The following is a 22,745-nucleotide window of genomic DNA, read 5'->3' as shown; positions in this document are numbered from 1 at the left end:
ACAAGGAGATATGAAAAAATGACTCTCGGTACACGTAACAATAAAGCTTACCTTGAATTAGTGAAAATATTTCCATAACATCCTGTTAGGCATCAAGAAGAGTTGATTGCCACTCAAAAGGTGATTGATTTTTTAATAAATAGAATAAACTGCTATATAAAAGTGTATTCAGACTAAACCTATAGCTTTGTTAATGATATCTAGTTCAATTTTTCTTCTAATCAAGTCTTGTCTAATATCTTTGTTTAAGGTATCTAAATTAATATTTCTTGTCGTCAAATCTTGTCTAAGATATTTTTTTAAGGCATCTAAGTCAATGTTTCGCAATAGAATTTTATCAGTCAAAGCACTTATTTGTTCCAATTGTTTCACATCAGAGATGTATTCTATATTTTTTGCTATTTCTATTTTTTCTTGAGCTTCTTCTTCTAAATTAATATTTCTTGCTTCATCAATAACCTCTTGTTCATGTGGGAGATCTAAAAATCGTTCAGCATACTCCATAAATTTATAATTAGTATACATATAGAAAGCTACACCTGTTTCATTTTTAATTTCTTGAACTAATTCTGGGCGTACACCTTTTATCTCACCATCTAATATTGACCACCAATCTCCTTTTTTGTCATCTGTCACGAAAATTAAAGGTTTTTTCTGCGAGTTAGCGTAATCAATTAATTGCTGCCAAATGATAAAATCTCCATATTTTTCTGGTTCTTGCTTTTTATTATCCTCATAACCAGGAGGAATTTTTTTATCGAATCTTTCCTGAGCCTTTTTATACTTTTTTTGTAAGTCATCTAAGCTATACTTTTCACCAACATTATCTCCTAGTATTTCATCTAAGCAATCACGAATTTTATCAAAGTTTACTGAGCTATTTTTTAACTTATCATCATCAATAACATTCTTTATTTTTCGTTCTGCTTGTTCTAAAACGATTTTAATTTCGTTTTTAGCTTCATCATCTAAAAAAGTGTGTTGATTATCTAATATTTTTTTAAGTTTTGAAAAACAATCAGATTTCTCTGATAATAATTTTTCATGTCCCTTCAATCGTTGACTGATTACATTATTGCGCTCCTTCTGATACTCAAAAGCAACTTGATACGGAATCCAGATTCTTTCTCTGAGATTCCTTAAAATGTCAAGAAATCTTTCTCTTGCTTTAGGGGTATAGCGATAAATATTCAAAAGTATATTAGCATCAAAAGCAAAAATGCATTCTTTCCAGATATATTTCAATTCATTTTCAGTTGGGGAATAATATCCAGAGAATAATTCGCGCATTTTCATGATTAAATGTATATCATCCGTAGTTGTGTAAAAACTGACTCGAAAAAGTATATCTCAGGGTTTATTTGGAAATCAAGTCAAGCGATCGCTCCACAAAAAGCACTTCAACAGATATGTCTCAATAAACATTATCGCCTTCGTTAATCTATACTTTTTTATCTAAATATTATTACTGAAGTGCAATATCAGGATACTTGCTTGATATATCGTTTTTTACGTAAGCACTGCCCAAATAGAGTATATTATAGCACAAAATAACAACATATTACTTATTTTATTGAGAAAGTACTAGTATCAAAAGTTACTATAAGAACAAAAAAAGCACGATAAATACGTATTTTTGAAGAGGAAAAGTGCTTTTCTGAGACTATTTTCACCACTGAGTTTATTTTGTCTTCAAGCTCATGGCGAAAATTCTCTGATTGGATAAAATATGGTCGCAAAGCCTACACGAAACTCAATCCCTATGTAAGTCTATGAATAACCAAACCAAATTTAACAAACGGAAGAGAAGATTATGTCTAAACTATTTAAAAGCTTGGTTGCGGGTGCAATTCTGAGTTGTGGGATGGCGATCGCCAATTCTGGTGCAGCAATGGCAGCAACTCTCTCAGGAACTGCAACTGTCACCGCAGATAACCACTACGGTTTATTTTATGGGGATAAGAGCGGTAACTCTCTGAATTTTGTCGGACGTAATGAACTGGGAGCGAAGGGTAGCGAGGGAGCTTTCAACTGGTCACGTCCAGAAACTTGGAACTTTAATGTAGATACATCCAATTACCTGTATTTAGTTGTCTGGGATGATCAGAGTGTTGATGAAGCTTGGTTAGGTCAATTTAGCTTCTCCAATGGTAAAACTCTACTCAGTCAGGCAACAGATTGGGAATATATGATTAGTAAAAATGCTAACCCCTTTGCCCGTGCAAATACTGTACCAGTTGCGGAACGAGATAAAGGTTTTTTAGCTAGTGGCGATCGCTTTGAGGGAAATCTTCCTAAGAATGGAGAACTAGCTCAAGAAATTCAAGGTGGTAACTGGGTGACAGCAATTAACCGAGGATTGAACGGAATCACACCATGGGGAACAATTGCAGGAATTGACAAAAATGCCTAATTCTTGAACGTGACGACTGCTGATAAGCAAAAAAGAGGAACCTCTGGAAATACCAGCTATACCATTTTCCGGACTCGTAATACTGTTGGAGATTTAGCTAAAGTTCCTGAACCTACAAGTATTGTTGGTTTGACTGCATTTGGTGCAGTGACTGCTGGTTCTGTGTTGAAAAAACGCAAGGCAAAAAATGCTTAGAAAAGCAGAACATCGCAATCGGTTGGTTGGATAATTTTTAGATAGGTAAAATCATGCATCTACCAAAAAGTGCTAGGGAGAGACTTCCTACTAGCACTTTTCTCAATTGAGTAATCCTAGAGTCCTATTTGATATCATGTTCGGATAAATACTGTTAATAAAAAGACCCTTTCCCATAGACGCGGAGCGGCTTCTCGCAGAGTACCCTCTTGCCAAGGGGAGGGTGCCGATAGGCGGGTGGGGTAAATTATAAGTAATCAAGCGAACATGATATGATTCATGGATTGGTATTATGATTAACCAGATTTATTTATCTTTAAAAAGTGAAAGTTGTACGTAACGCACCGATAACCACACTATCATTAGTATCGTTATGATCTGGTGCGGTGAGCCAAATCACTCCAGGAGTAATGCTGATATTATCAGAGACTTTGTACTGGTAGAAAGCCTCGATATGGTAGGAAGTATCTCTGTCTTTACTGATTTCATTAATGGTAGAACCTGTGACTTTAGGTTCCATACCGAAGATAATCCCAGCTAAGTTACCTTTTTTACCCAAATCTGGGAATCCCAAAGTTACCGCCCAATTCCAAATATCTAGAGTTCCCCGGTCTACTAAACCACCCTTACTGGAAGTATTTCGAGCATTAGTATAACCAACCCAGCCGCCGAGGACAAATTTCTCACTGACTTGGAAGGATGCTTGCAATCCGTAGGAATTACTCGAAAAGGGAACGTTCAACTCATCGGGTTCCCCGTTCAAGTCAAAGTCAAAGTTAGAATTAAAGAAGCTAATAGGGTTTGCGCGGTTGCTACCTGCTCCTAATTCCTGATTATATGCATTGATATAGGTCAAACCGATGGTGAGGCGATCGCTAGGGGTAAATGTTAATTGTGCCAATGCACCGTAGGGACCGTCAAATAAACCACTTTTCTGTTGGGGGTTATTTGCTTCACTAGCTAAATATGCCAAACTCAGAGCAAAAGTTTTCCCAAAGTTCTGTGTCACCCCTAAACCTGCGCCATCCATTTGATAATATATGGGGTTGCGAGTTCCAAAGGTGGATAAAGCACCTGTTGCACCGTCACCATCAAAAATATTAACTGTGTTAGTGACATCATCTGCTGCACCTGCATTGGCGATCGCAATCACTTCTGTACTTTTACCTAGGGGAAACTTGTACCACAAAGCATCAATAAAAGCATCGGTTGTCCCCTCATCCCCAGCAAAAAATAAACTACCTTCCGGTGTGCCAATATCTGGAGATAACAAATTATTCGCTTGAATCCGAGTATACAGGGTATCTTCACCTGTAAAGCTGGTGACAAAATTAACCCTGGCTCTGGCTCCAAAATTGGTATTATTCTGATCATTATTTCCGAAAGCATCGGCAACCACTGCCACTAACTCACCTTCTAATTTCGTGGTTGTGGAAAATTGGTTTGCTTCTAACTCTGCGGTACGCGCTTCTAAAGCATCTACCCGACCCCGCAAAGTTGCCAATTCGGCGGCGAATTCTTCCTGTAAACGACGCAAAGCATCTAAGTCTTCTCTTTTCACCAAATCCGCAGTTGCTGTGGCAATTAGCTCATTCACGCGGTTCAAGCAAGCATTTAAACCTGCGGCAAACTCATAGCGCGTCATTGCCCTTTGACCACGATAAGTGCCGTTGGGGTATCCCGCAATACATCCATACCGTTCTACCAAGGATTGTAAAGCTTGAAATGCCCAATCCGTGGGCTGCACGTCGGAAAGTTGTGATACGGATGTGACTTGGGCAATTATCTGATTTTTGTTCCCATCGGCTTGAGTTTGGGCAATACTTTGGTAAGTCGCACCTTCGGCGATCGCTGGTTTTGCTGACAACCAAGGAGTAGAAGCGGCTACAAATATTGCCCCCAAAATCTTGGGTTGACTAAATAAAGATTGCCATTGTTTGTGCATTTCATCCACCTCACACTCAAATTTTGGCTGACACAAGATTGTTAAAAACTATTCTCAAGTAATTTAGCAGTTAGTTCCTATAATTCTCAAGAATTGTATCGAAAATGTCATTGTGTCAATGTCTTGTAACTTTTTACTCTAGATATATTCAGAATATTCTTAAGAAAATCTTTTGTTAGTTAAAGTCACCTATGCACCACTATACAGTGATAATGAATATTATTACCATAGTTTTAAAAAGATAGGAATAACGGTTTCCATCAATTGTGGTAATCAATTTATCTGAAAAATCCAGGAGAAATAACTATGACAATGTGTCGTATAAAAGGTAAAAGTATTAATAGGTATGGAAATACTCTCATTCTCACTTTCATTACTTTAATGACTCTCGTAACTAGTTGTAGTGAATCGAACAAAAATCAGGCTAATACCACGGAAAAAACACCATCGTCTCAGGAAGTAGTCTCTACTCCCTCACCCCAGGGTAATAAAATCAAAGTGGTGACAACCTTTCTACCGATGTACTGGTTTACTAAAGCAGTCACCGGAGATGTTGCCAATGTCGAAATTTTAGTTCCACCGGGCACGGAAATACACGAGTATCAAGCGACACCAGAAAATGTGAAGGCGATCGCCACAGCAAATGTTTTGGTAAAAAATGGTTTAGGTTTAGAGGAATTTCTCAAAGATACAGTGAAAAATGCCCAGAATAGTAAATTAACGGAAATAGATGCGAGTAAAGGGATTAAACCCCTAGATGAAATTTCCCCCGTAGAAAAAACCGCAACAGAAAAAAAAGACCATGATCATGATCATGCAGAAGGTAATCCCCACGTCTGGTTAGATCCGGTACTAGTGAAACAACAAGTCACAAACATTCGGGATGGTTTAATCGTTGCGGATCCAACAAATAAATCAACCTACGAAGCAAATGCAAAAGCATACATCGAAAAATTAACTAATTTGGATAGTGAGTTTCAACAGACATTACAAAAAACACCTAATTGTACTTTTATTACCTTCCATGATGCCTATCCTTATTTAGCAAAACGCTACAGCATTAAGCAAGTTGCCGTGGTAGAACTACCAGAAGACCAACTCACACCAAAAGATATTCAAAATACGGTAAAAGTAGTCAAAAAATACCAAGTGAAAGCCCTATTTAGCGAACCAGGAGTAGATAATAAATTACTCAAAAGCCTTTCCACAGATTTAAAACTAGATATGCAGATATTAGACCCCTTAGAAAAAGGAGAAGAAAACCCTGACTATTATTTCCAGGGAATGAAGAACAATTTACAAACTTTATCTAATGCTTGTAAATGACGCTTTACAACTTTCATGATATGGTTCCCAGATTTCTCACGTCTGTTTATGAAACCTCAGTCCAGAGGGTGTAAGGGCGAGTTTTCAGATATGCTTCAATCATTCACAAATATCTCATGAACCCGCCCCTACCGTTTTGTGAAAAATACGAGAGTTGCAGTTGTTAAAATAGCTATCATGAACTTACCTGTATCATGATGATTCAAAATATTTTCTCACGGAGAAATACGCTCAAAAATTATATAAATTCAGGTATTTACAGGGAATTTTATGGGATAATAACCTACCACCATATTATGGAGAATCAATCATCAAAAAATGGTTAACAATCAATCAAATGTTCTGAGATTATCCCAGGGATGATTTGATAATCCTCATCAATATTGGTATTTTGAAAAAATAGCTCAAATTACCTTTTCGTAAACTTTCAATAGTCCTACTTCCTCGTTATCAAAGGAGTAAAGCTATTCCATATTTAGCAAGAAAAAATCAATAATGAATGACGCATATCCGATTGTGAAAGTAGAAGGGCTATCTGTATATCAAGGAAACTATTTAGCTTTAGATGATATTACATTTACTTTATTAGCACAAACAAATACAGCAATAGTGGGACCTAACGGTGCTGGTAAAAGTACTTTAGTGCAGGCAATCTTAGATTTAATTCCCCGCAGTAGTGGTTCTGTCGAAATATTTGGTCGTCCAGTTTCTCGTTTAGGAAACTTACGTCACCAACTAGGGTATATTCCTCAAAATTTTATTTTTGACCGTACTTTTCCCCTCTCTGTGGGTGAATTAGTCGGATTAGGGTGGGTGGGAGAACAAAGAAAAGATAAAGCAGTATCAATTACCCAAGCTTTACATCGTACAGATACCTATCATTTACGCAACCAAGCAATTGGTTCTTTAAGTGGTGGTCAAATGAAGCGAGTTTTATTAGCTTACTGCCTAGTGATGACAAGAAAACTCTTAGTTTTAGATGAAGCGTTTGCGGGGGTAGATGCACAAGGTACAGCAGATTTTTATGCTTTGTTAAATGAACTCAAACAAGCCGAAGGTTGGACTGTGCTGCAAGTATCCCATGATATTGATATGGTCAGCCACCATTGCGATCGCGTCCTATGTTTGAACCGCAGTATCGTCTGTAGTGGAGTTCCCGAAATTGCACTATCTGCCCAAAATCTACTTGCTACCTATGGTCCTGGTTTTAGTCGCTATCAACACAAACATTGAGATAGAACTCTACCGCAAACCCCATTTACTCATCCTTTTCGTCAAGATGTTCAGCAACTGCTTGGTAAATATATAAAACATGACTGTCATGCAAACGATAAAATACCCGTCGTCCCTGTTTCCGATAACCCACTAAACGCATCACCCTGAGATTTCTCAATTGGTGAGAAACTGCCGATTCACTCATTTCCAAAGCAGCAGCTAAATCACCAACACATAATTCTTTTTCCGCAAGCAAAGAAAGAATTCGTAGGCGATTTGCATCTCCGAGAAAGCTAAAGAACTCAGCCATTTTCTGAGCTTTATTGCTACTCAAAGCCGCTTTGATACTGATTTGCTCCACCATACTCTCATTATTTGCTAATCTTCCATGATATGGAAGAATATCTGGTTGTAGCAGAGAGTTGGTCATTGTATAGGCAACACTATTTGTGGCTGACATATGCTCAGAATCCCCAAAATTACATTAGATTTGCAGCTATGACCCAATGAAAACCCACAATTACACTGTCAAAAAATAAGGTGTCACTATTTACACATGATTGTCCTTAATGATTCTTACACAATTTTGCTATCAACAACCAATGACTTCGTAAATTTGCTGAAATTTCCTTTCATGCAAAGGGCGATCGCTGGTGCTGTACTCATGGGAATGTTAGGGGGTTTACTAGGTTGTTTTGTCACCCTACGCCAATTATCCTTCTTTAGTCATGCCGTTGGTCATGCAGCGTTAGTAGGTGTTGCTCTAGGAGTACTTCTACAGTTCAATCCCACCGGAATGCTAGTACCTTTCACCCTAATTTTCGGCGTAGTTGTGCTGTACTTCATTGATAAAACCGACCTTGGTAGTGATAGCGTCCTGAGTATAATTCTCTCTGCATCTCTAGCTTTCGGAGTCATCCTTAGCAGTTTCATCAAGGGGTATCGTGGCAATTTGATGGGAGTTTTATTTGGCGATATTCTGGCGATCGACCAAACAGACTTATTCCTAACTCTCATCGTCCTAGTCACCAGCGCCGTATTTTTACTTACTACCCTGCGCCAACAAATACTATTAACCCTCAACCCTGCGGTAGCACAGGTACAAGGCGTATCGGTGCATCTCTACCGCTATGCATTCATCATCCTCTTGTCCTTAGCCGTTGCTGTGGCAATTAAAGCCGTTGGCGCTCTCCTAGTCAACGCTTTCCTCGTAATTCCCGCTTCCACAGGAAAGTTAATTAGTCAGCAATTCAGTAAATTTCTACTCACATCCGTCTTAATTGGTTGTGGAACCAGCATCGGAGGAATCCTCCTTTCCGGGTTCTTTAATATTGCCTCTGGACCCAGCATCGTCCTGGTACAGTTCCTCGTATTTGTGATCATTTTCCTTTGGGTAAAGCGCATCACCAAAAAGGCTTGAATTTTATTTCCCAAAGGGGTTGACACTTCTAAATATTTTTGCTAAATTTATTAATCGTTGCGAATAAATGTTTTTGCCGGGATAGCTCAGTTGGTAGAGCAGAGGACTGAAAATCCTCGTGTCACGAGTTCAAGTCTCGTTCCTGGCATCCTTACTACACAAGACTCTCAAGCGTTTAGACACTGACTCTAGGGGCTTAATATTTTGGTCTTAGCCCGAAATTAGCCCGAAATTAGCCCGCTCGCCTCACCACAGATAAATTTTATTAATGGCGATCGCCCCCATGATTGGGTTTTAAAATTCCTTCCGCTCGGTCGATTCCTTCCACTTCATCCACTGGTTTTGAGCTTGTCTAGGTATTTATTGACCAAAACCTTGCCTTTATCTGTAGCCAAAACCTTGAAATTGCTTCTTAATCGATAGCATCTGCAATACGCTGTACATCGCACATTTTTTTTGAGAAGAGTTTCTGATGATTGTAGTTATTCTGATGAAACCCTACCCCGCTCCTCTTTTCAACCTTTTTGTCCTGTACTTAGAGTTTTGTCGCTACACGAAGGGGTGGAATACCCGAAAATCCCAATCAAGATGTCAGGAGCGATACCTACGGTGGGCTATATAGCCTACGCCCCTGGTCTGATACCTGTGATATCTCCACATACCGCAAAACCCAACCAGCACAAGCCAAAATTCTCCCATCCCCAGAAACTCTTGTCCAAGCCACATCCTGGCGCATCAATGCCCAGGGAAAAGTGGAATTAGTTGCAGCTAAATCTTCTACTCCAGTGCAAACATTAACCTGTTCCGGGATAGCAAAATAACGTCAAAACATAAATCTAATTATCAGTATTTTCTCTATCTTTATTACTAGCCTTTCCCTATTTCTCAAAAAATCATGGTGTTAGAAATCATGGGATTTGGGGAATTTTAAATCTAAGGAACTACAGTCATAGAAGGGAGCATTACGTAATGAGGGGAATGACGATAGAAAATAACTGGAAAGCTCACATATTGGCATCTATCTTGACAACAGGATTTCTCGCATCAGGAATGATTTTACCTGTGGTTGCACAAGTAACATCAGATGGAACAACTAAGACCATTGTCAACTCCAATGGCAATATTTTTACAATTATTAATGGTACTGCACAAGGTAATAATTTATTTCACAGTTTCAGTAATTTCTCTGTACCTACAAATGGTTCTGCAATCTTTGATTTAGTAAATACGCCTAATATTACAACTATCTTTAGTCGAGTAACTGGTGGAAATATTTCTAATATTGATGGGTTAATTAAAACTATTAATAATAATCCGAATAATGCTGTTAGTTTATTTTTAATGAATCCCAATGGGATTATCTTTGGACAAAATGCCAAGTTAGATATTAGCGGTTCGTTTGTGGGGACGACGGCGAATAGTATTAAGTTTAGCGATGGTGTGGAATTTAGTGCTGCCAATCCAAAGACGACACCATTGTTGACAATGAGCGTACCAATTGGGCTACAAATGGGTAGTAATCCTGCTCCAATGACCGTTCAAGGTACAGGATATAAATCAACCATCGCCAGTCTTCTATCTCCGAGTATTCGCACTCCGAGTCCTACAGAACTACGGGTAAAACCTGGAAAAACTCTGGCGCTGGTGGGTGGCAACCTCAATCTGAATGGAGCAACCCTAACTGCCGAACAAGGGCAAATTCAGTTGGGTAGCTTAGGTAGTGCAGGACTGGTTAATTTGATACCAATTACTCAGGGATATACACTGGGTTATGAGAACGGGCAAAGCTTTGGGAATATTCAACTTGCTCAAAAATCCCTAATAGATGTGAGTGGAATCAATGCAGGTTCCGTTCAAGTGCAGGCTAAAAAGATTCAATTTACGAATAGTTCGCTGATACTAGCAAAAAATTTAGGTAATCTCCCTGGGGGCAATCTGCATCTTCAGGCATCGGAAGAAATCGATTTAATTGGTACATTTAGCGGGGTGCGGAGTGAAACCCTGAGCAGTGGAAATGGAGCTAACATCAGTGTCATTACTCCTCGATTGAGCATTCAGCAGGGAGCGACATTAAACAGCATCACTTATGGAAAATCTACCAGTGGCAATATTCACATCGATGCCACAAATCTGGAGATATCTGGCTTCTCGCTCCTCAATACAGCTGGCAGTTTGATTAACACCAGTACCGTCGATGCTGGCAACGCCGGTAATATCTTCGTTAATGGCGATAGTTTACTCGTATCCAATGGTGGGGGACTGTCTTCCATCTCAAAGGGTAAGGGTTCTAGTGGTGAAGTTATCATTCACAACCTGGATACCATTGTGCAAGGCAGGAATGGCTCACCGATCAGTACGAGAATTAGCTCAACCACTTTCAATATAGGTAATGCTAAAACCTTGACACTGGATACTGCCAGGTTACAACTGCTAGATGGAGGAGAAATTGTCGCAAGCTCGTTTTTTGCGGGTCATGGAGGAAACATTAGGATCGATGCGACAGAATCTGTCCTAATTAGTGGTAGCAGTCAGTCAACTCATAGTCGTATTCGCTCGTCTGCCCAGCGCCTAAGCCCAGCATCCCAGAAGCTATTTGGCATACCAGATAATACACTGACAGCTGATGCAGGTAAGATAAGCATCACGACACCGAACCTAACACTGAAAGATCGTGGAACTTTGAGTGTTGCTAATCAAGGTAGTGGCGATGGTGGGAGTATCAACATAATCGCAAATACCATTCAATTAAAAGATCGAGGTGCGATCGAGGCAAAGACAGCATCCGGCAATGGTGGTAGCATCGGCTTACAAGTTGGGAATTTGTTACTATTGCGCGAGAGTAGCCAAATCACTGCAACAGCCCAAGGTAATGGGAACGGGGGTAATATCAACATCAATGCACCCATCCTTGTGGGATTGGAAAATAGCGATATAATTGCCAATGCATTCAAAGGTAAGGGCGGCAATATTAACATCACAACCGAAGGAATTATTGGTCTAGAATTCCGTGATACTCTCACTCCCAGAACTGACCTCACCAATGATATTACCGCCAGTTCCCAATTCAATCTCAACGGAAATGTGGAAATTAATAATGTTGGTGTTGACCCCAATTCGGGTTTAATCGAATTACCAGCAAATCTCAGTGATGCATCTCAACAAATTGCCAGTGGTTGTGATGTCAAGCAAGGTAGTAGTTTTGTTGCTACAGGAAGGGGTGGAATACCAGAAAATCCCAATCAAGAAGTGAGGACTGATCGCCCCTGGTCAGATATCCGTGATATCTCCACATACCGCAAAACCCAACCAGCACAAGCCAAAATTCTCCCATCCCCAGAAACCCTTATTCAAGCCACATCCTGGCGAAGAAATGCCCAAGGAAAAGTGGAATTAGTTGCAGCTAAATCTTCCACTCCAGTGCAAACATTAAGCTGCTCCGGGATAACCAAATAACATCAAAACATAAATCCAATTATCAGTATTTTTTCTATTAATCTAGCAACTGGAGGAGAAACAACTTTCCCTGTTTCCCAAAAAATCATAGTATTAAAAATCATGGGATTTGGGGAATTTTAAATCTAAGGAACTAAAGTCATAAAAGGGAGCATTAGGTGATGGGAGGAATTACGATATAAAATAACTGGAAAACTAACATATTCGCATCTATATTGACAACAGGATTTCTCGCATCAGGAATGATTTTACCTGTTGTTGCACAAGTAATACCAATTAACGAAAAATATGATACAGATAGATAAGGAATAAATATGAGCAAGCAAAGATGGCTGGAGTCACCAAAGTAGAAATAACAGAGTCAGTAGAGGAATTACATGAACTGCTGAGAAAACAAAAAACAGCATCAAATCTCGAACGGATTCAAGCTTTGTATTTACTGAAAATAGGACAGGTGAAAACAATACAAGACGTAGCGGTGGTAGTAGGAAGGGCAAGGGTAACGGTACAAAGATGGTTGAAAGAGTATCAAGAGTCAGGGATTAAGGGTCTATTAACAACGAAAAAGAGTCCAGGGCGACCAGCAATAATTAGCTTACAAGTAAGAGAGCAGCTAGACAAAGAGCTTCAAGAATCGGAGGGATTCAAAAGTTATGAGGAAATACGAACATGGTTAAAAGCAGTAGAAGGGATAGAAGCATCATATAAAGTAGTACACGATACAGTGCGCTATCAAATGAAAGCAAAGCTAAAAGTGCCGCGAGCAGTAGGTATAAAATACGATAGCGAAGCAGAATTAGAATTTAAAAAAAACTGCCACAATACTTAGAAGTAATAAAAAAACACGTCATAGCACCAGTAGATAGACAAAAAACAATTAGATATTGGTGTGGGGACGAAAGCCGTGTGGGATTGAAGACTGAAGCTGGGAGACTAATTACTAAAAAAGGAGTTAAGCCCATCGGCATTATGCAATGGAAGCGGGATAATTTTTATTTATATGGATTAGTGGAACCATTAACTGGAGAGTATTTTATCTGGGAATTCTCTCATTTAAATACAGCCTGTTTCAATATTTTTTTAGAAAAATTCTCACAGACTTATGCTCAAGATATTCATATTCTTCAGTTAGATAATGGAGCTTTTCATTTAAGCCAGCATCTGAAAGTACCAGAAAACATAGTTTTGTTATTTCAACCTCCACATACACCTCAAGTTAATCCCATAGAGAGATTGTGGGAAGAAGTTAAAAGGCATTTAACTTGGGAAAGCTTCCCAAGTTTAGATGAATTAAGAGAATTTATCTGGAATCGGTTGGCACAATTAAACACATCAATTGTTGCTTCCATCACAGGTTGGGATTTTATTCTTGATGCTTTATTTGTATCAGGCTTTTCGTGAATTGGTATAACCCCTCTTTTGTTACTTTAGGAAGATAATAATCTTAAACCCCTATTTTTACGTCTATTTTCAACAAGGCGATTTAGATGACAAAATTAGGATGCGATCGCACAATCCATTATTTTGTTTAGCTTTCAGAGTAGGGACTATCTTTTTCTCTCCTCGTAGTAACAAAAGAGGGATAACATTAGATGGCACCTAAGTACAGGACAAAAGTTGTAGGGATTGCAAAAAGTCGGGTTAGGTGGACACAGATGGATTGCTCACCAAATGGCGCAAATAATCAAGACCTCTGAATTTATTCTCTCTGTTTAGGTACAAGTTGTCCAAGATAGCCACCAATACCCACCTTGGCTAAATCGCCAAACAACGGACGGAAATCCTTATCCAGGATAGCCAGACCTAAGCCACCCAGAACCAAGACAACCACCACTACAGACCGAACGCTTAACCGCTCAATTATTCTCATTTCTCGTCCTTGTGAATGGGTAAATGCATCTTTGCCTTAATCTCCAAAACATCCCGTTCCACTCGGTCAAATCGTCCATCTAGCTCATCCAAAATTTGAACTATTCCTTGTTGAATCTGCTCCTGGTTACGCTTCAAATGGGCAAAGTCTCTTTCTGCTGCGTACTTTTTCTTCTCAGAGTTCACGTACCACAGCAAGGCTCCTGCAAAAGTAGTAGAAGCCGCAATAAGCAAACTACCAAAAGAAGTAAGAGTGGAAATATCGAATTTCATTGAGCAAATTTAATTAAAGATAATCGCCACAAAAGATGAGATTTAAAATTCTCAGAAGAACAAGTTGTTTGAACATTATTATCATCAAGAATTACCCAAATCATTCCCTCATCAAAATATTTCCGAGAAATTAATAATTTATGTCCTAGGTATTCAATTTCTGCGGAAGTTTCCATCCACGAGCTTGCAGGAATTAATATAACGGACAAACATCTTTGTATTTCTTGAGATAAACAAGCGTTTAAATCAGCTTGAAAATTATTTGCATACAAAGCACTGACCTGATTCTCTACCTGTTGCTTACTTTGTAACCAAGCATTTTTCCTTTGCTGACTTTGTTCCCAAGCCGCATTCACAGAAGATTCTAAATCAAATCCGGAATTTAAATATATTTCCATAAGTTCTAAGTTTGTTCTGCTCCAGGTCTACGCATTAATTCTTGAATACTTTCCTCGAAATTAATCGGTTTTTGTTCTGTCCATAAAGCCAGTCTCTCAAATTTCCGCTTATACAATCCATCATTTAACGGCGCTCCACTTCCCCTTGCCCCTGGTACTTTGTACTGATTCATGATGGTAAAAAATGCCGGATATATACGAGTTGCTTGCTTGAGGTAACGCCCTTGGTTGTCCTCACCTCTATCCTCTGAAATCGTTGGTTTTTTTATCAAAGTAGCCTCAGACAAGGTTAACAAGGCAATAAGTCTTTCCTCAGCTTCGGCTCCAGAAGCTCCTAAAACCTGCATCTGTCTTCCATTGGAAAGAATGCCAGTAGCGCGAAATCGCCCCCACATATACCCGTTCACCCCACCACAAGCAGTTTTAATTGTTTGCCAGTCAAGCTTGCTACGTTTGACATCGGGTACGGAATAAGTAGCACGGGTTAATATTCCATTTGGATTATTCCATGGTGGCTGTTTTACTGAATAAAAAGTAATAACTAAACGGACTGACTGAGGTTTTGCTCTCAAGTAGTCATCCGCAGGCATTCCTATCAATGTCCCAACGTCCTTGTTATCCATTAATTGGTAATTGGATAAAGTTTGAACAATTGTTGTTTTTAAAGGTTCCTGTGGTCCCGCTAAAATTATCCGTTCTCTGTTGTTGCTTCTATCAGGTTGAATTTCTACATATCTCTGTTTTCCTAATACTAAATTTTGTTGTTGGGCAACTTTTTGTTGTAACACCCAACTATCAAGACTGTTGGCTATCACATAGCCAGCTTCAACACATCCATCCCAAGCTTCCTCCAAAAATTCCTCAACAAAATTTTTCACAAATTCATTAGGAATTGATTCGACAGCATCATCTACCGCTTTAGCAAATGACCAGGGTTTACTTCCTTGGGAACCCCAAGCCCTAACTATTTTTTCTGCATTCGCTCCAAAAATTCTCCCAATTAATTCCGCCCTTGCTTTAATGAATTTGCGAAGATTTTTAAAGCCCCACAGAATCAAAGATTGCACCGCAGCGCGAAAAGTGTAATTAATCAAATTAGTCATATTACCGACTAATTCTTCTGCAAATTCCTCACTGACATTTTTAAGCAAATAAGCTCCCAATGGTTCATTAAAAGCAAATATCAAAGCACCGGGAACGACCCCACAGGCTAAATATCCAAAGGCGTTTCCTAGTGTTCCACCAAGTAGACCACCCAAGGTATTCCATGTAGCTTTGATTTGATTGTCAATTTCTGTATCTGTAACATTCCAATTGAAATTGTAAACGTACTGGACAGTAGAAACAAACAAGCCCCATAGTGTGGCAAACCCAACCCCAATTAACTTAAATACATTCCCAACTATTCCCAGAAATCTACCCGCAGCATTCCACAGCCAGCCAATGATGTTTCCATCTTCATCTTTGAGTGCGTCTTGATTGGAGGATTTAAAAATTCGTTTGCCATTTTGAGCAATCGAACTTCTTTTAACTGTAGAAATCAATTCGCTCCTAACAATATCAGCAGCCCCCATTTATCCCCACAATTCCTCTAGCTGAATTTGCCAAATTATATCCGGGTTCCTGCCAATGTAGCGAATATATCGTGAGTTTTTCCGTACTTCAAAATCACGATAGTAAACGCTTCTATCCTGAAAATCTTGGGGAATAGGAACTTCTATTATCTGTTTATTGGGTGAAGGGTAAAGCCGGATAGCTTGCCCTACCTGATCGGTGTTTGCCGTTTGGTATCTGGGTCTAAGCCAGCACCAAGAACGAATTTTAGAAAAATCGCCACAGATATAAGTCGCCCTGAGAGTCGCGTTAGCACCTGTGGCGGTGGTAGGGAATTTTGTCCACACATCATAGTTAGGGGTGATAATTCCCAAGAAATTCCACACCCCAATATCATCAGATCGTGTCGTCATCCCATCCTATTTCCTCTAATTCTTGGAGGCGCTCATCATATTCCCCACCCTCGGTATATTCGATATATTCATCCTGGTTGATAGCTTCCAGCAAGCCCCCAGAACCCGGACGACATACAAAGATGGCACACCCTTTTTCATTAGCAGCTTGTTTCCAAAAAAGAGGCATATATTGAAGTGTCTCCACGTATGCCTCACTACCAGGAAGAATGATCATGGGGCTGGGGCTGGGACTGTCGCTAAGACTAATTCTTCTGTCAATATTCCAAATCCTGCGGTTCCCAAGCTTCCAGCTTTATCAGTCGAGTAGTAGGAAGTGAAAGTAGCACCAGTTGGTAGTACTTTTTTAGCTTTTCCAGGTTTAGGAATATTAGTCCCAAATACAAGGCTTTGCCGCTCCGTATCGCTTGTGACTCCACCTGAGCCTTGTAATCCTAAATCCGTACTGAAGGAAGTAAAATCCTCTTTATTCATAGAGAAGCAGTAGAGAGTCCCATCCGATAAAGTGGCGATCGCAGTTTGCTGCGGTTTAGCAGCTGAGGGAGCAGTTAAAATTACCCCTCTACCCCTATTACTAACAGTCCAACCATCCTGCATGGCAAGAGCCAGCGTAGCTTTACTACAAAAAGTTGAAACTGATTGTTGTGCAGCCGCGCTAGCATTAGCAATTTTTTTGGTAACTCTAGGTGGTTTTGGCGCGTTTGCACCTAATACAAGAATTTTCCCAGTTAAAGCTGCTGCTGCTTGAGATGGTACGTGTCCCAATTTATCCTGCAAAGTTGCCAGACTAACTCCAGCTATTGAAGATAAATCTTTCGTTTTAAATCCATAAAGTAGGATGTCATTAACTGGGACGTAAGTTAATTGATCGCGTTTCTTATCTCTGGTGTAACTTGGCATATCTGCGTTAGAAAATACTGTTTAGCTGAAGTATAGCGATTTCTAGTAAATTTGCAACTGATAAAATTACAGTTAAGTCTTATTTAGCCTAGGTTTGAGCATAGTTGCAATACTATTTAAAACCCGTAGGGGTCTCAAAATATTACTAAGCTTTTAGGGCTAAAATGATGAAATATTTAAAATTTAGAATTTGTGATAGTGACTATTATTCTTATTAAGAGTCAACCGTGAAATTATGGAAATAAAATGCTTCCCTCTTCTTGGTACACTGTGTAAACGCTTAATGCTTAAGCGCAAATCTTCAAGACAGTATGGAAAAAAGAGAAAATATCACTATCGACCTCAGAAAAGATTAATTAATCGGTTAGCAAATGAATTAAAAATGTCTCCCCAGGATGTGGAGAGACAAATATTTAGAGAACGCTTGCACCTACTTAGAGAGTTATACGGTCAGGAAAACATTTCTGAGGCTGATGTGTGATTTATGCCCCTCCCTCTGGTCGGTTTTCATCGTCTGCTGTATTTCCAATTTCCCTAATTTTCGGACGGCGATCATACTCTCTTCCATAGGGATTAGTGGTGTCAGTTACTCCTAACTTACTAATAAACCCTTGCTCGGTTTCCTCAACAAACCCGTCCCAGGAGTCTTTTTTAGTCGGGTCTTGCCGTTCTTTGACCTTTTTCTCTGTCTCATCATCTAGGTCAAATCCCCTACGGAGAATCTTTTTGAGAGCTTCAGCAGGGTTAGAAGTTCCTAAATTTCGGAAGTTTGCTGCCTTCCACATTGCAGCGTGTTCTAGAAGGGGTACAAGATGGTCATTTAAATCTTCCTTATCTTCGTTTTCCCAGGATTTTAATTTGATGGTTGTTTCCTTGAGTACCTGGTCAAGTTTTGATTGTCCAGGGGTAAACGACATGGGAATATCTTTTTGAATCTGCTTACCTTTGTATCCTAAAAACTCGGCGTTGGCTTGAGCATAGTCGGCGGCAATAATCGCGCTTTGCTTGGCACTGCCAGCTTCAATCATTCCCCGAATGGTGGCGCTAAGAGTTGCATCGGATTCGCTTCTGAGGATTAGTAAAATTCCTAAAATCTCAGCTAATGCCTCTGCTGCATTGGGTAGAGAAATGGTTTGTTTCTGATTGCCTTCTTGGGTAAGGTCAGCATCTTCAATCTCTATCTCAATGGGGTACTGACCATGCATCGCGTCCATCTGCTTGACGCTCCAAGCGAGATATTGAGCTAAATTATTTATTCTTTTTGGTGATGGTTCCTTCTCTGTAATCCATTCCGGAACAGATGCGGGAAATTCTACAGTTCCAAGCCTGAGATTAGTTAGCGCCGCTTTTCCCTCCGTTTGAGCTATTCTTGAAAATTTTAAGGCTTCCTGCCCCTCTGTACCTTTAATGACAGGAATTGATACTGAGGTGTATCTAATTTCGCTAGTCATTTCATCAATAGAGCTAAATACGGGAACTGAAATATTAGAGAATTTCATATCTAAATCCTTTCCATCTTTACCAGGTGTACCGGGTATCCCTTGAGGTCCTTGAGGTCCAGTTGCACCAGTAAAGCCCCGTGGTCCAGTAGCTCCTGGCGCTCCTGGCGCTCCTGGCGCTCCTGGCGCTCCTGGCGCTCCCGGTACTCCTGGCGCTCCTCGCATCCCCATAAGTCCTTGAGGTCCTTGAAGTCCAGTTGCACCTTGAGGTCCCATAAATCCTTGTCTTCCTTGTAAACCTTGAAGACCTTGTCTTCCTTGTAAACCTTGAAGACCCTGCCTACCCTGAAGACCCTGCCTACCTTGAAGACCTTGCCTACCTTGAAGACCCTGCCTACCTTGAAGACCCTGCCTACCTTGAAGACCCTGCCTACCTTGAAGACCTTGCCTACCTTGAAGACCCTGCCTACCTTGAAGACCCTGCCTACCCTGAAGACCCTGAAGACCTTGCCTGCCTTCCCGTCCTTGCTTGCCTTCTGGACCTTGCCTACCTGGAAGACCACGTTCTCCGCGTTCTCCTTGTCTCCCCTGTCTGCCTTCCCGTCCCTGTTTGCCTTCTGGACCTTGCCTACCTGGAAGACCACGTTCTCCGCGTTCTCCTTTCTCTCCACGCTCTCCTTTTTCACCGCGTTCCCCTTGGGGACCTTGAATTCCTTGAGGAGCAAATCGTCTTAGAAGGTCAGGAAATTCGCTTTTTCTTACGTACCTTCCTAGCAATCCTAAAACCATCGCAATATCAGCAGCTACCTGCCCCAAACCATTTTCAAGTGTATCTACTCGATTTCCCAAAGCTAACAGAGTTGCCACGCTGGTTGCTAAAGCAGCAAATGAAGCAATTAAGTTAGCCAGTCTAGAGGCTGTTCCTACAGCTGTCCCCAAGGCTTTCCCTGATGCACTGACAGCAGCCCCTGCTGCATTGGAAGCATTACTAGCAAGATTGCTTGCAGAAAAAGCCAGTCCTGATGCTTTGTCAGCTGCTAATTTCGCAACATCGGCGATACTTCTGGCGTTCATTGCCGCTCCCTTGGCAACTTCAACCCCATTTTTCGCTGCATTTGCGGTACTCTGAGCTATTCCAGAAGCACGAGCGGCTGAGTTAGCGAGGTTACTTGCTTGTACTCCAATTCCGGCGGCTTTGCTAGCTGTGGTTTGTGCTGCTGAAGCTAATCCTTTTGCTGTTTCTGCGGCTCCCTTTGCTGTAGTAGCAGCGCTATTGGCTGTTTCTGCGGCGCTTTTGGCTGTAGTAGCTAGTCCTGCGGCTGTGTCTGCTTTGGTAATAGCGGATTGTGCCCTGCTGATAGCATCTATAATTTTTTGATTCAAAGGTTCGAGTTTGACAGCTACAATTCCCGTTGCAACCTGAGTGGCTGTTGGAGCTATTGTGGGCATAATTGAAGCTTCTGTTCGCTTCACTGCGGCATTAATTATTTTTTCTTCATCAATTTTTTGAATACTATTTATTTTATTGATTAATGCTGCTATTTCTGCCTTTAAAGCAGTTATTTCTTTTTTTAATTCGGCACAGCAATCAGCCATTTAACTTTATCCCCTTCAAACTAGAAGCCATATTTTTTATTTCTGATTTAATTTCTGAACACGATAGGCAGCAGTATCCGGGATATTGGTTGGTTTTTAATTCTATTTGTCCGGAAGGACAACCAGCACAATTCACTTTTATTGATGGACATTTTCCATAGTCATAATCTTTAAAAAAGACTTGATTCCCATCACCATCTATTACTTTTATCTGGCACTTCCAAGGTACGAAAGAGAATCCATTGGGAATGATTGCGAAAAATATATTCCCGTCGGATTGACCAAATTGATTACTAATCCTATATGTAGCTGTTTGAGTTGTACATTCAGTGACATCGTACTGCTTGTTAAATGTCCAAATAGAGTAAGGATTACTGTCATTCAATAGAAACTTATCCCAAGCTTGGACTTGGCAATTATTGTCTGGTCTATAACTCACATATTGATTTACTTGCCAGGATTTGAGATTCTCTCTAGTAATTTCAAATGGAGCTTTGATATTTTCTAAAACTATCGAAATCGGCTCATTGATTATTATTTTTCCTGATGTCTTTCCAATGCATTCTTTTCCCATTATCTTCTAATTAATTGATATTTAATCAAAGCTGAATAATTAAAAGTCACTGTACCTGTTACAGATACACCTAACGCAAGGCGATCGGCAATCGTAACTTGAAAATCAAGTGTTTGTTTCAACTCTGTTTTAATCTGTCTTATTTGTCCTGCTGTAGCAGAGTTATAAGTAGCAGTAGAGAGAACAGTATTAGTTGCACCGCTAGATCTCCATAGAGTCACAGCAACAAAATTGCTAGCATTCCAAATATTATTGGCAATTAAAGTATATTCCCATGTTAAAATTTTATATCTGTAATCATTCCTTACTGGATAGCCAGTAGAATTACCTCCACTACCCGATAAAAACCAATTAAATTCCTTGATTCTTGATTCCCATTGCGTACCTGTATAAACCCAAGACTCAATCAAGTGTCCATTAGCATCTATTTCATCCCACTGTGTTCCTGCTTGAGGATTTGTGGGGACTGTAGCTTGTCTAAAATAGTCGGGTTTGTTATTGGTCGAGGATAAAAATGGAAGACTTGAGATTAACGTTTTGTAAGTTACTTCATTCGTGGGGTCTTGAAGTACAAGCAGGTCAATCAGTGCGGGTGATACTTTCTCCGGTAAGTCAATAAAATCCATGATTAAGTTGAATCTATATGAATGAAAAACAAAAGTATGGACAACTTTCCCATTTTCAAAAAAAGTTGTCCAAGGCTCAAGGTTAATTAGTGCATACCAGTATTTTTTGTTGCTATATGTTAATGGATTCCCATTAGCGTTTAATGTTTGTCCATTTGCAGTTATTTCCCCTTGAAACTGTCGTAGTGCATTAATTAAAATTGCAGCTAGTAAACTTTCAGGAGAATTACTAGCTGATGCGCTCAATCCAGATAATCCTGATTTTGGGATTGAAATGGTTGAAGCATTTTCAACAGTCCCTTGTCCAAAAATTTGTTCTAAGGTGAGTAACATTAATAGTTATCGGGGTCTATATCTTCAGCATCCGGTTTACTGAATTCAATAACAACTGTCGATTGTAAGTATTCCGAGGATTCTCTACTAATCAGTTCATCTGGTGTAGCTCTAATATTAAGAGACTGGCTATTAATTGACGTAGCTGATGTCAAGATAATTTTTAAGAGACTCTCCGCAGTGTTGTTAAATTGAAAACTACTTTTTTGGATAATTAAATGAGTGCTGGTTTGTACAGCCCCAGCACCGAAAATATCTGATAACTCCATTTAGTAGTCGTCCGGGTCTATGGTTGTGCCTGAGTCGATTTTCTGAATGTTGATGTTGTATGTATTCTGTCGATAGTTTTGCTCATTCCGAAAAACTATTGATGGAAATTGACTTGGCTCGACAGTCACTTGTATGTCCACATTTGTCTCTTGATTTGCTTCTGTCAGGTATCCATTCCAAAGTTTCACCAAAGCCACTAAAAGCGATTCAGCCGTATTATTTGCAGAAGCAGTTAATCCCACTGTGGCTAAATCTGATTTTGAGATGGTTAAAGTGGTGCTGGTTTGAGTTGCGTTTACGCCGAAGACTTGTACTAATGTTGGTTCTGGCATTTGTGTAAGCAATGATGTACGATTGAACACATCATTTACACCTGGCGATCGCAGTCTTTTCACTCTCCGCGATCGCTTTTAATTTTATCCTCACTTCCCTAGAAATACGTAGTGGGAAATTAATTTTAATTTCCAGAAATCGCAATCCTTCTGAGGATTCCCCTATCAAATTTGATTATCCTGGAATCCTTAAATAAGAAA

25 protein-coding genes, 1 tRNA gene and 1 pseudogene are annotated in these 22,745 nt (G+C 39.9%); 11 read left to right on the top strand and 16 right to left on the bottom strand.

All coding sequences use genetic code 11. The features are described 5' to 3' along the window. Nucleotides 1–168 precede the first annotated feature (168 nt). Nucleotides 169–1,296, bottom strand: coding sequence for a PIN domain-containing protein (locus tag IJ00_RS09630; RefSeq protein WP_052754435.1), 1,128 nt, complete (start codon nucleotides 1,294–1,296; stop codon nucleotides 169–171). A 517-nt stretch (nucleotides 1,297–1,813) separates the two neighbouring features. On the opposite strand from IJ00_RS09630, the gene IJ00_RS09625 reads away from it, so the two are divergent. Both IJ00_RS09625 and IJ00_RS09620 read left to right on the top strand, forming a co-directional pair. Next, nucleotides 1,814–2,413 (top strand): hypothetical protein, encoded by a 600-nt coding sequence (locus IJ00_RS09625; protein ID WP_035152468.1) that lies wholly within the window; start codon nucleotides 1,814–1,816, stop codon nucleotides 2,411–2,413. Nucleotides 2,414–2,422: 9 nt separating this feature from the next. Beyond that, nucleotides 2,423–2,608, top strand: coding sequence for a PEP-CTERM sorting domain-containing protein (locus IJ00_RS09620; protein ID WP_035152467.1), 186 nt, complete (start codon nucleotides 2,423–2,425; stop codon nucleotides 2,606–2,608). A gap of 316 nt (nucleotides 2,609–2,924) precedes the next feature. On the opposite strand, the gene IJ00_RS09615 is transcribed toward IJ00_RS09620, so the two are convergent. After that, nucleotides 2,925–4,553: an iron uptake porin gene (locus IJ00_RS09615; protein ID WP_035152465.1), complete on the bottom strand. Its 1,629-nt coding sequence runs from the start codon at nucleotides 4,551–4,553 to the stop codon at nucleotides 2,925–2,927. Nucleotides 4,554–4,865: 312 nt separating this feature from the next. On the opposite strand from IJ00_RS09615, the gene IJ00_RS09610 reads away from it, so the two are divergent. Then, nucleotides 4,866–5,879 (top strand): metal ABC transporter solute-binding protein, Zn/Mn family, encoded by a 1,014-nt coding sequence (locus IJ00_RS09610; RefSeq protein ID WP_035158787.1) that lies wholly within the window; start codon nucleotides 4,866–4,868, stop codon nucleotides 5,877–5,879. Nucleotides 5,880–6,374: 495 nt separating this feature from the next. Beyond that, entirely contained in the window at nucleotides 6,375–7,112 is a 738-nt protein-coding gene (locus tag IJ00_RS09605; RefSeq protein WP_035152463.1) for a metal ABC transporter ATP-binding protein, read from the top strand. A gap of 25 nt (nucleotides 7,113–7,137) precedes the next feature. Here the strand turns inward: IJ00_RS09605 and IJ00_RS09600 are convergent, their stop codons facing one another. Next, nucleotides 7,138–7,458, bottom strand: a complete 321-nt coding sequence (locus IJ00_RS09600; RefSeq protein WP_035158786.1) for a helix-turn-helix transcriptional regulator — start codon at nucleotides 7,456–7,458, stop codon at nucleotides 7,138–7,140. 192 nt (nucleotides 7,459–7,650) lie between these two features. Here IJ00_RS09600 and IJ00_RS09595 point away from each other — a divergent pair, with 192 nt between their 5' ends. From IJ00_RS09595 to IJ00_RS09575, 6 genes and pseudogenes are all read left to right on the top strand, one after another. Beyond that, nucleotides 7,651–8,514, top strand: coding sequence for a metal ABC transporter permease (locus IJ00_RS09595; RefSeq protein ID WP_035152461.1), 864 nt, complete (start codon nucleotides 7,651–7,653; stop codon nucleotides 8,512–8,514). A 75-nt stretch (nucleotides 8,515–8,589) separates the two neighbouring features. After that, a tRNA-Phe gene (locus IJ00_RS09590) sits at nucleotides 8,590–8,662 on the top strand. A 391-nt stretch (nucleotides 8,663–9,053) separates the two neighbouring features. Next, nucleotides 9,054–9,335, top strand: a pseudogene (locus IJ00_RS29640) (S-layer family protein); the annotation flags it as partial. Nucleotides 9,336–9,492: 157 nt separating this feature from the next. After that, the gene (locus tag IJ00_RS09585) at nucleotides 9,493–11,967 is read left to right on the top strand and encodes an S-layer family protein (RefSeq protein ID WP_046814777.1); all 2,475 of its coding nucleotides are present in this window, start codon (nucleotides 9,493–9,495) and stop codon (nucleotides 11,965–11,967) included. A 328-nt stretch (nucleotides 11,968–12,295) separates the two neighbouring features. Continuing rightward, nucleotides 12,296–12,796, top strand: coding sequence for a helix-turn-helix domain-containing protein (locus IJ00_RS09580; RefSeq protein ID WP_035152459.1), 501 nt, complete (start codon nucleotides 12,296–12,298; stop codon nucleotides 12,794–12,796). Beyond that, the gene (locus IJ00_RS09575; RefSeq protein ID WP_339366987.1) at nucleotides 12,781–13,368 is read left to right on the top strand and encodes an IS630 family transposase; all 588 of its coding nucleotides are present in this window, start codon (nucleotides 12,781–12,783) and stop codon (nucleotides 13,366–13,368) included. Before IJ00_RS09580 ends, IJ00_RS09575 begins: the two co-directional genes overlap by 16 nt. Nucleotides 13,369–13,666: 298 nt before the next feature. Here IJ00_RS09575 and IJ00_RS28905 read toward each other — a convergent pair whose 3' ends face one another. The 7 genes from IJ00_RS28905 to IJ00_RS09545 are packed head-to-tail and all read right to left on the bottom strand — an operon-like array spanning nucleotide 13,667 to nucleotide 17,374. Then, nucleotides 13,667–13,837, bottom strand: a complete 171-nt coding sequence (locus IJ00_RS28905) for a hypothetical protein (RefSeq protein ID WP_168163453.1) — start codon at nucleotides 13,835–13,837, stop codon at nucleotides 13,667–13,669. Next, the gene (locus IJ00_RS09570; RefSeq protein WP_035152454.1) at nucleotides 13,834–14,109 is read right to left on the bottom strand and encodes a hypothetical protein; all 276 of its coding nucleotides are present in this window, start codon (nucleotides 14,107–14,109) and stop codon (nucleotides 13,834–13,836) included. The genes IJ00_RS28905 and IJ00_RS09570 overlap by 4 nt, the downstream gene beginning before the upstream one ends. Then, nucleotides 14,106–14,507, bottom strand: coding sequence for a hypothetical protein (locus tag IJ00_RS09565; RefSeq protein ID WP_035152452.1), 402 nt, complete (start codon nucleotides 14,505–14,507; stop codon nucleotides 14,106–14,108). The genes IJ00_RS09570 and IJ00_RS09565 overlap by 4 nt, the downstream gene beginning before the upstream one ends. A gap of 5 nt (nucleotides 14,508–14,512) precedes the next feature. Next, the gene (locus IJ00_RS09560) at nucleotides 14,513–16,081 is read right to left on the bottom strand and encodes a hypothetical protein (RefSeq protein ID WP_035152448.1); all 1,569 of its coding nucleotides are present in this window, start codon (nucleotides 16,079–16,081) and stop codon (nucleotides 14,513–14,515) included. Continuing rightward, nucleotides 16,082–16,474: a hypothetical protein gene (locus tag IJ00_RS09555; RefSeq protein WP_035152445.1), complete on the bottom strand. Its 393-nt coding sequence runs from the start codon at nucleotides 16,472–16,474 to the stop codon at nucleotides 16,082–16,084. Beyond that, complete coding sequence (locus tag IJ00_RS09550) at nucleotides 16,458–16,643, bottom strand: hypothetical protein (protein ID WP_144416021.1); 186 nt, start codon at nucleotides 16,641–16,643, stop codon at nucleotides 16,458–16,460. Before IJ00_RS09550 ends, IJ00_RS09555 begins: the two co-directional genes overlap by 17 nt. Nucleotides 16,644–16,687: 44 nt before the next feature. Next, on the bottom strand, nucleotides 16,688–17,374 hold the full coding sequence (locus tag IJ00_RS09545) for a hypothetical protein (RefSeq protein WP_035152440.1): 687 nt from the start codon (nucleotides 17,372–17,374) through the stop codon (nucleotides 16,688–16,690). Between the two features lie 283 nt (nucleotides 17,375–17,657). Here IJ00_RS09545 and IJ00_RS09540 point away from each other — a divergent pair, with 283 nt between their 5' ends. Then, entirely contained in the window at nucleotides 17,658–17,855 is a 198-nt protein-coding gene (locus tag IJ00_RS09540; protein ID WP_144416020.1) for a hypothetical protein, read from the top strand. A gap of 1 nt (nucleotide 17,856) precedes the next feature. Here IJ00_RS09540 and IJ00_RS09535 read toward each other — a convergent pair whose 3' ends face one another. Genes IJ00_RS09535 through IJ00_RS28900 form a run of 6 tightly spaced genes read right to left on the bottom strand, consistent with a single transcriptional unit; the run spans nucleotide 17,857 to nucleotide 22,713 of the window. Continuing rightward, nucleotides 17,857–20,409 carry a hypothetical protein gene (locus IJ00_RS09535; RefSeq protein WP_046814776.1) on the bottom strand — a complete coding sequence of 851 codons (2,553 nt, stop codon included), beginning with the start codon at nucleotides 20,407–20,409 and terminating at the stop codon, nucleotides 17,857–17,859. Then, entirely contained in the window at nucleotides 20,402–20,983 is a 582-nt protein-coding gene (locus tag IJ00_RS09530) for a hypothetical protein (protein ID WP_035152434.1), read from the bottom strand. Before IJ00_RS09530 ends, IJ00_RS09535 begins: the two co-directional genes overlap by 8 nt. Next, entirely contained in the window at nucleotides 20,983–21,942 is a 960-nt protein-coding gene (locus IJ00_RS09525) for a hypothetical protein (protein WP_035152432.1), read from the bottom strand. Before IJ00_RS09525 ends, IJ00_RS09530 begins: the two co-directional genes overlap by 1 nt. Then, entirely contained in the window at nucleotides 21,942–22,211 is a 270-nt protein-coding gene (locus tag IJ00_RS09520; protein ID WP_035152427.1) for a hypothetical protein, read from the bottom strand. The genes IJ00_RS09525 and IJ00_RS09520 overlap by 1 nt, the downstream gene beginning before the upstream one ends. Further along, entirely contained in the window at nucleotides 22,212–22,544 is a 333-nt protein-coding gene (locus IJ00_RS09515) for a hypothetical protein (protein ID WP_035158782.1), read from the bottom strand. Nucleotides 22,545–22,575: 31 nt separating this feature from the next. Continuing rightward, nucleotides 22,576–22,713, bottom strand: a complete 138-nt coding sequence (locus tag IJ00_RS28900; RefSeq protein WP_168163452.1) for a hypothetical protein — start codon at nucleotides 22,711–22,713, stop codon at nucleotides 22,576–22,578. Between the last annotated feature and the right edge of the window lie 32 nt (nucleotides 22,714–22,745).

Source organism: Calothrix sp. 336/3 (genome assembly GCF_000734895.2).
Lineage (GTDB): Bacteria > Cyanobacteriota > Cyanobacteriia > Cyanobacteriales > Nostocaceae > 336-3.
The sequence above is the reverse complement of the archived record's forward strand: the minus strand, read 5'-3'. Positions and strand labels throughout refer to the sequence as shown.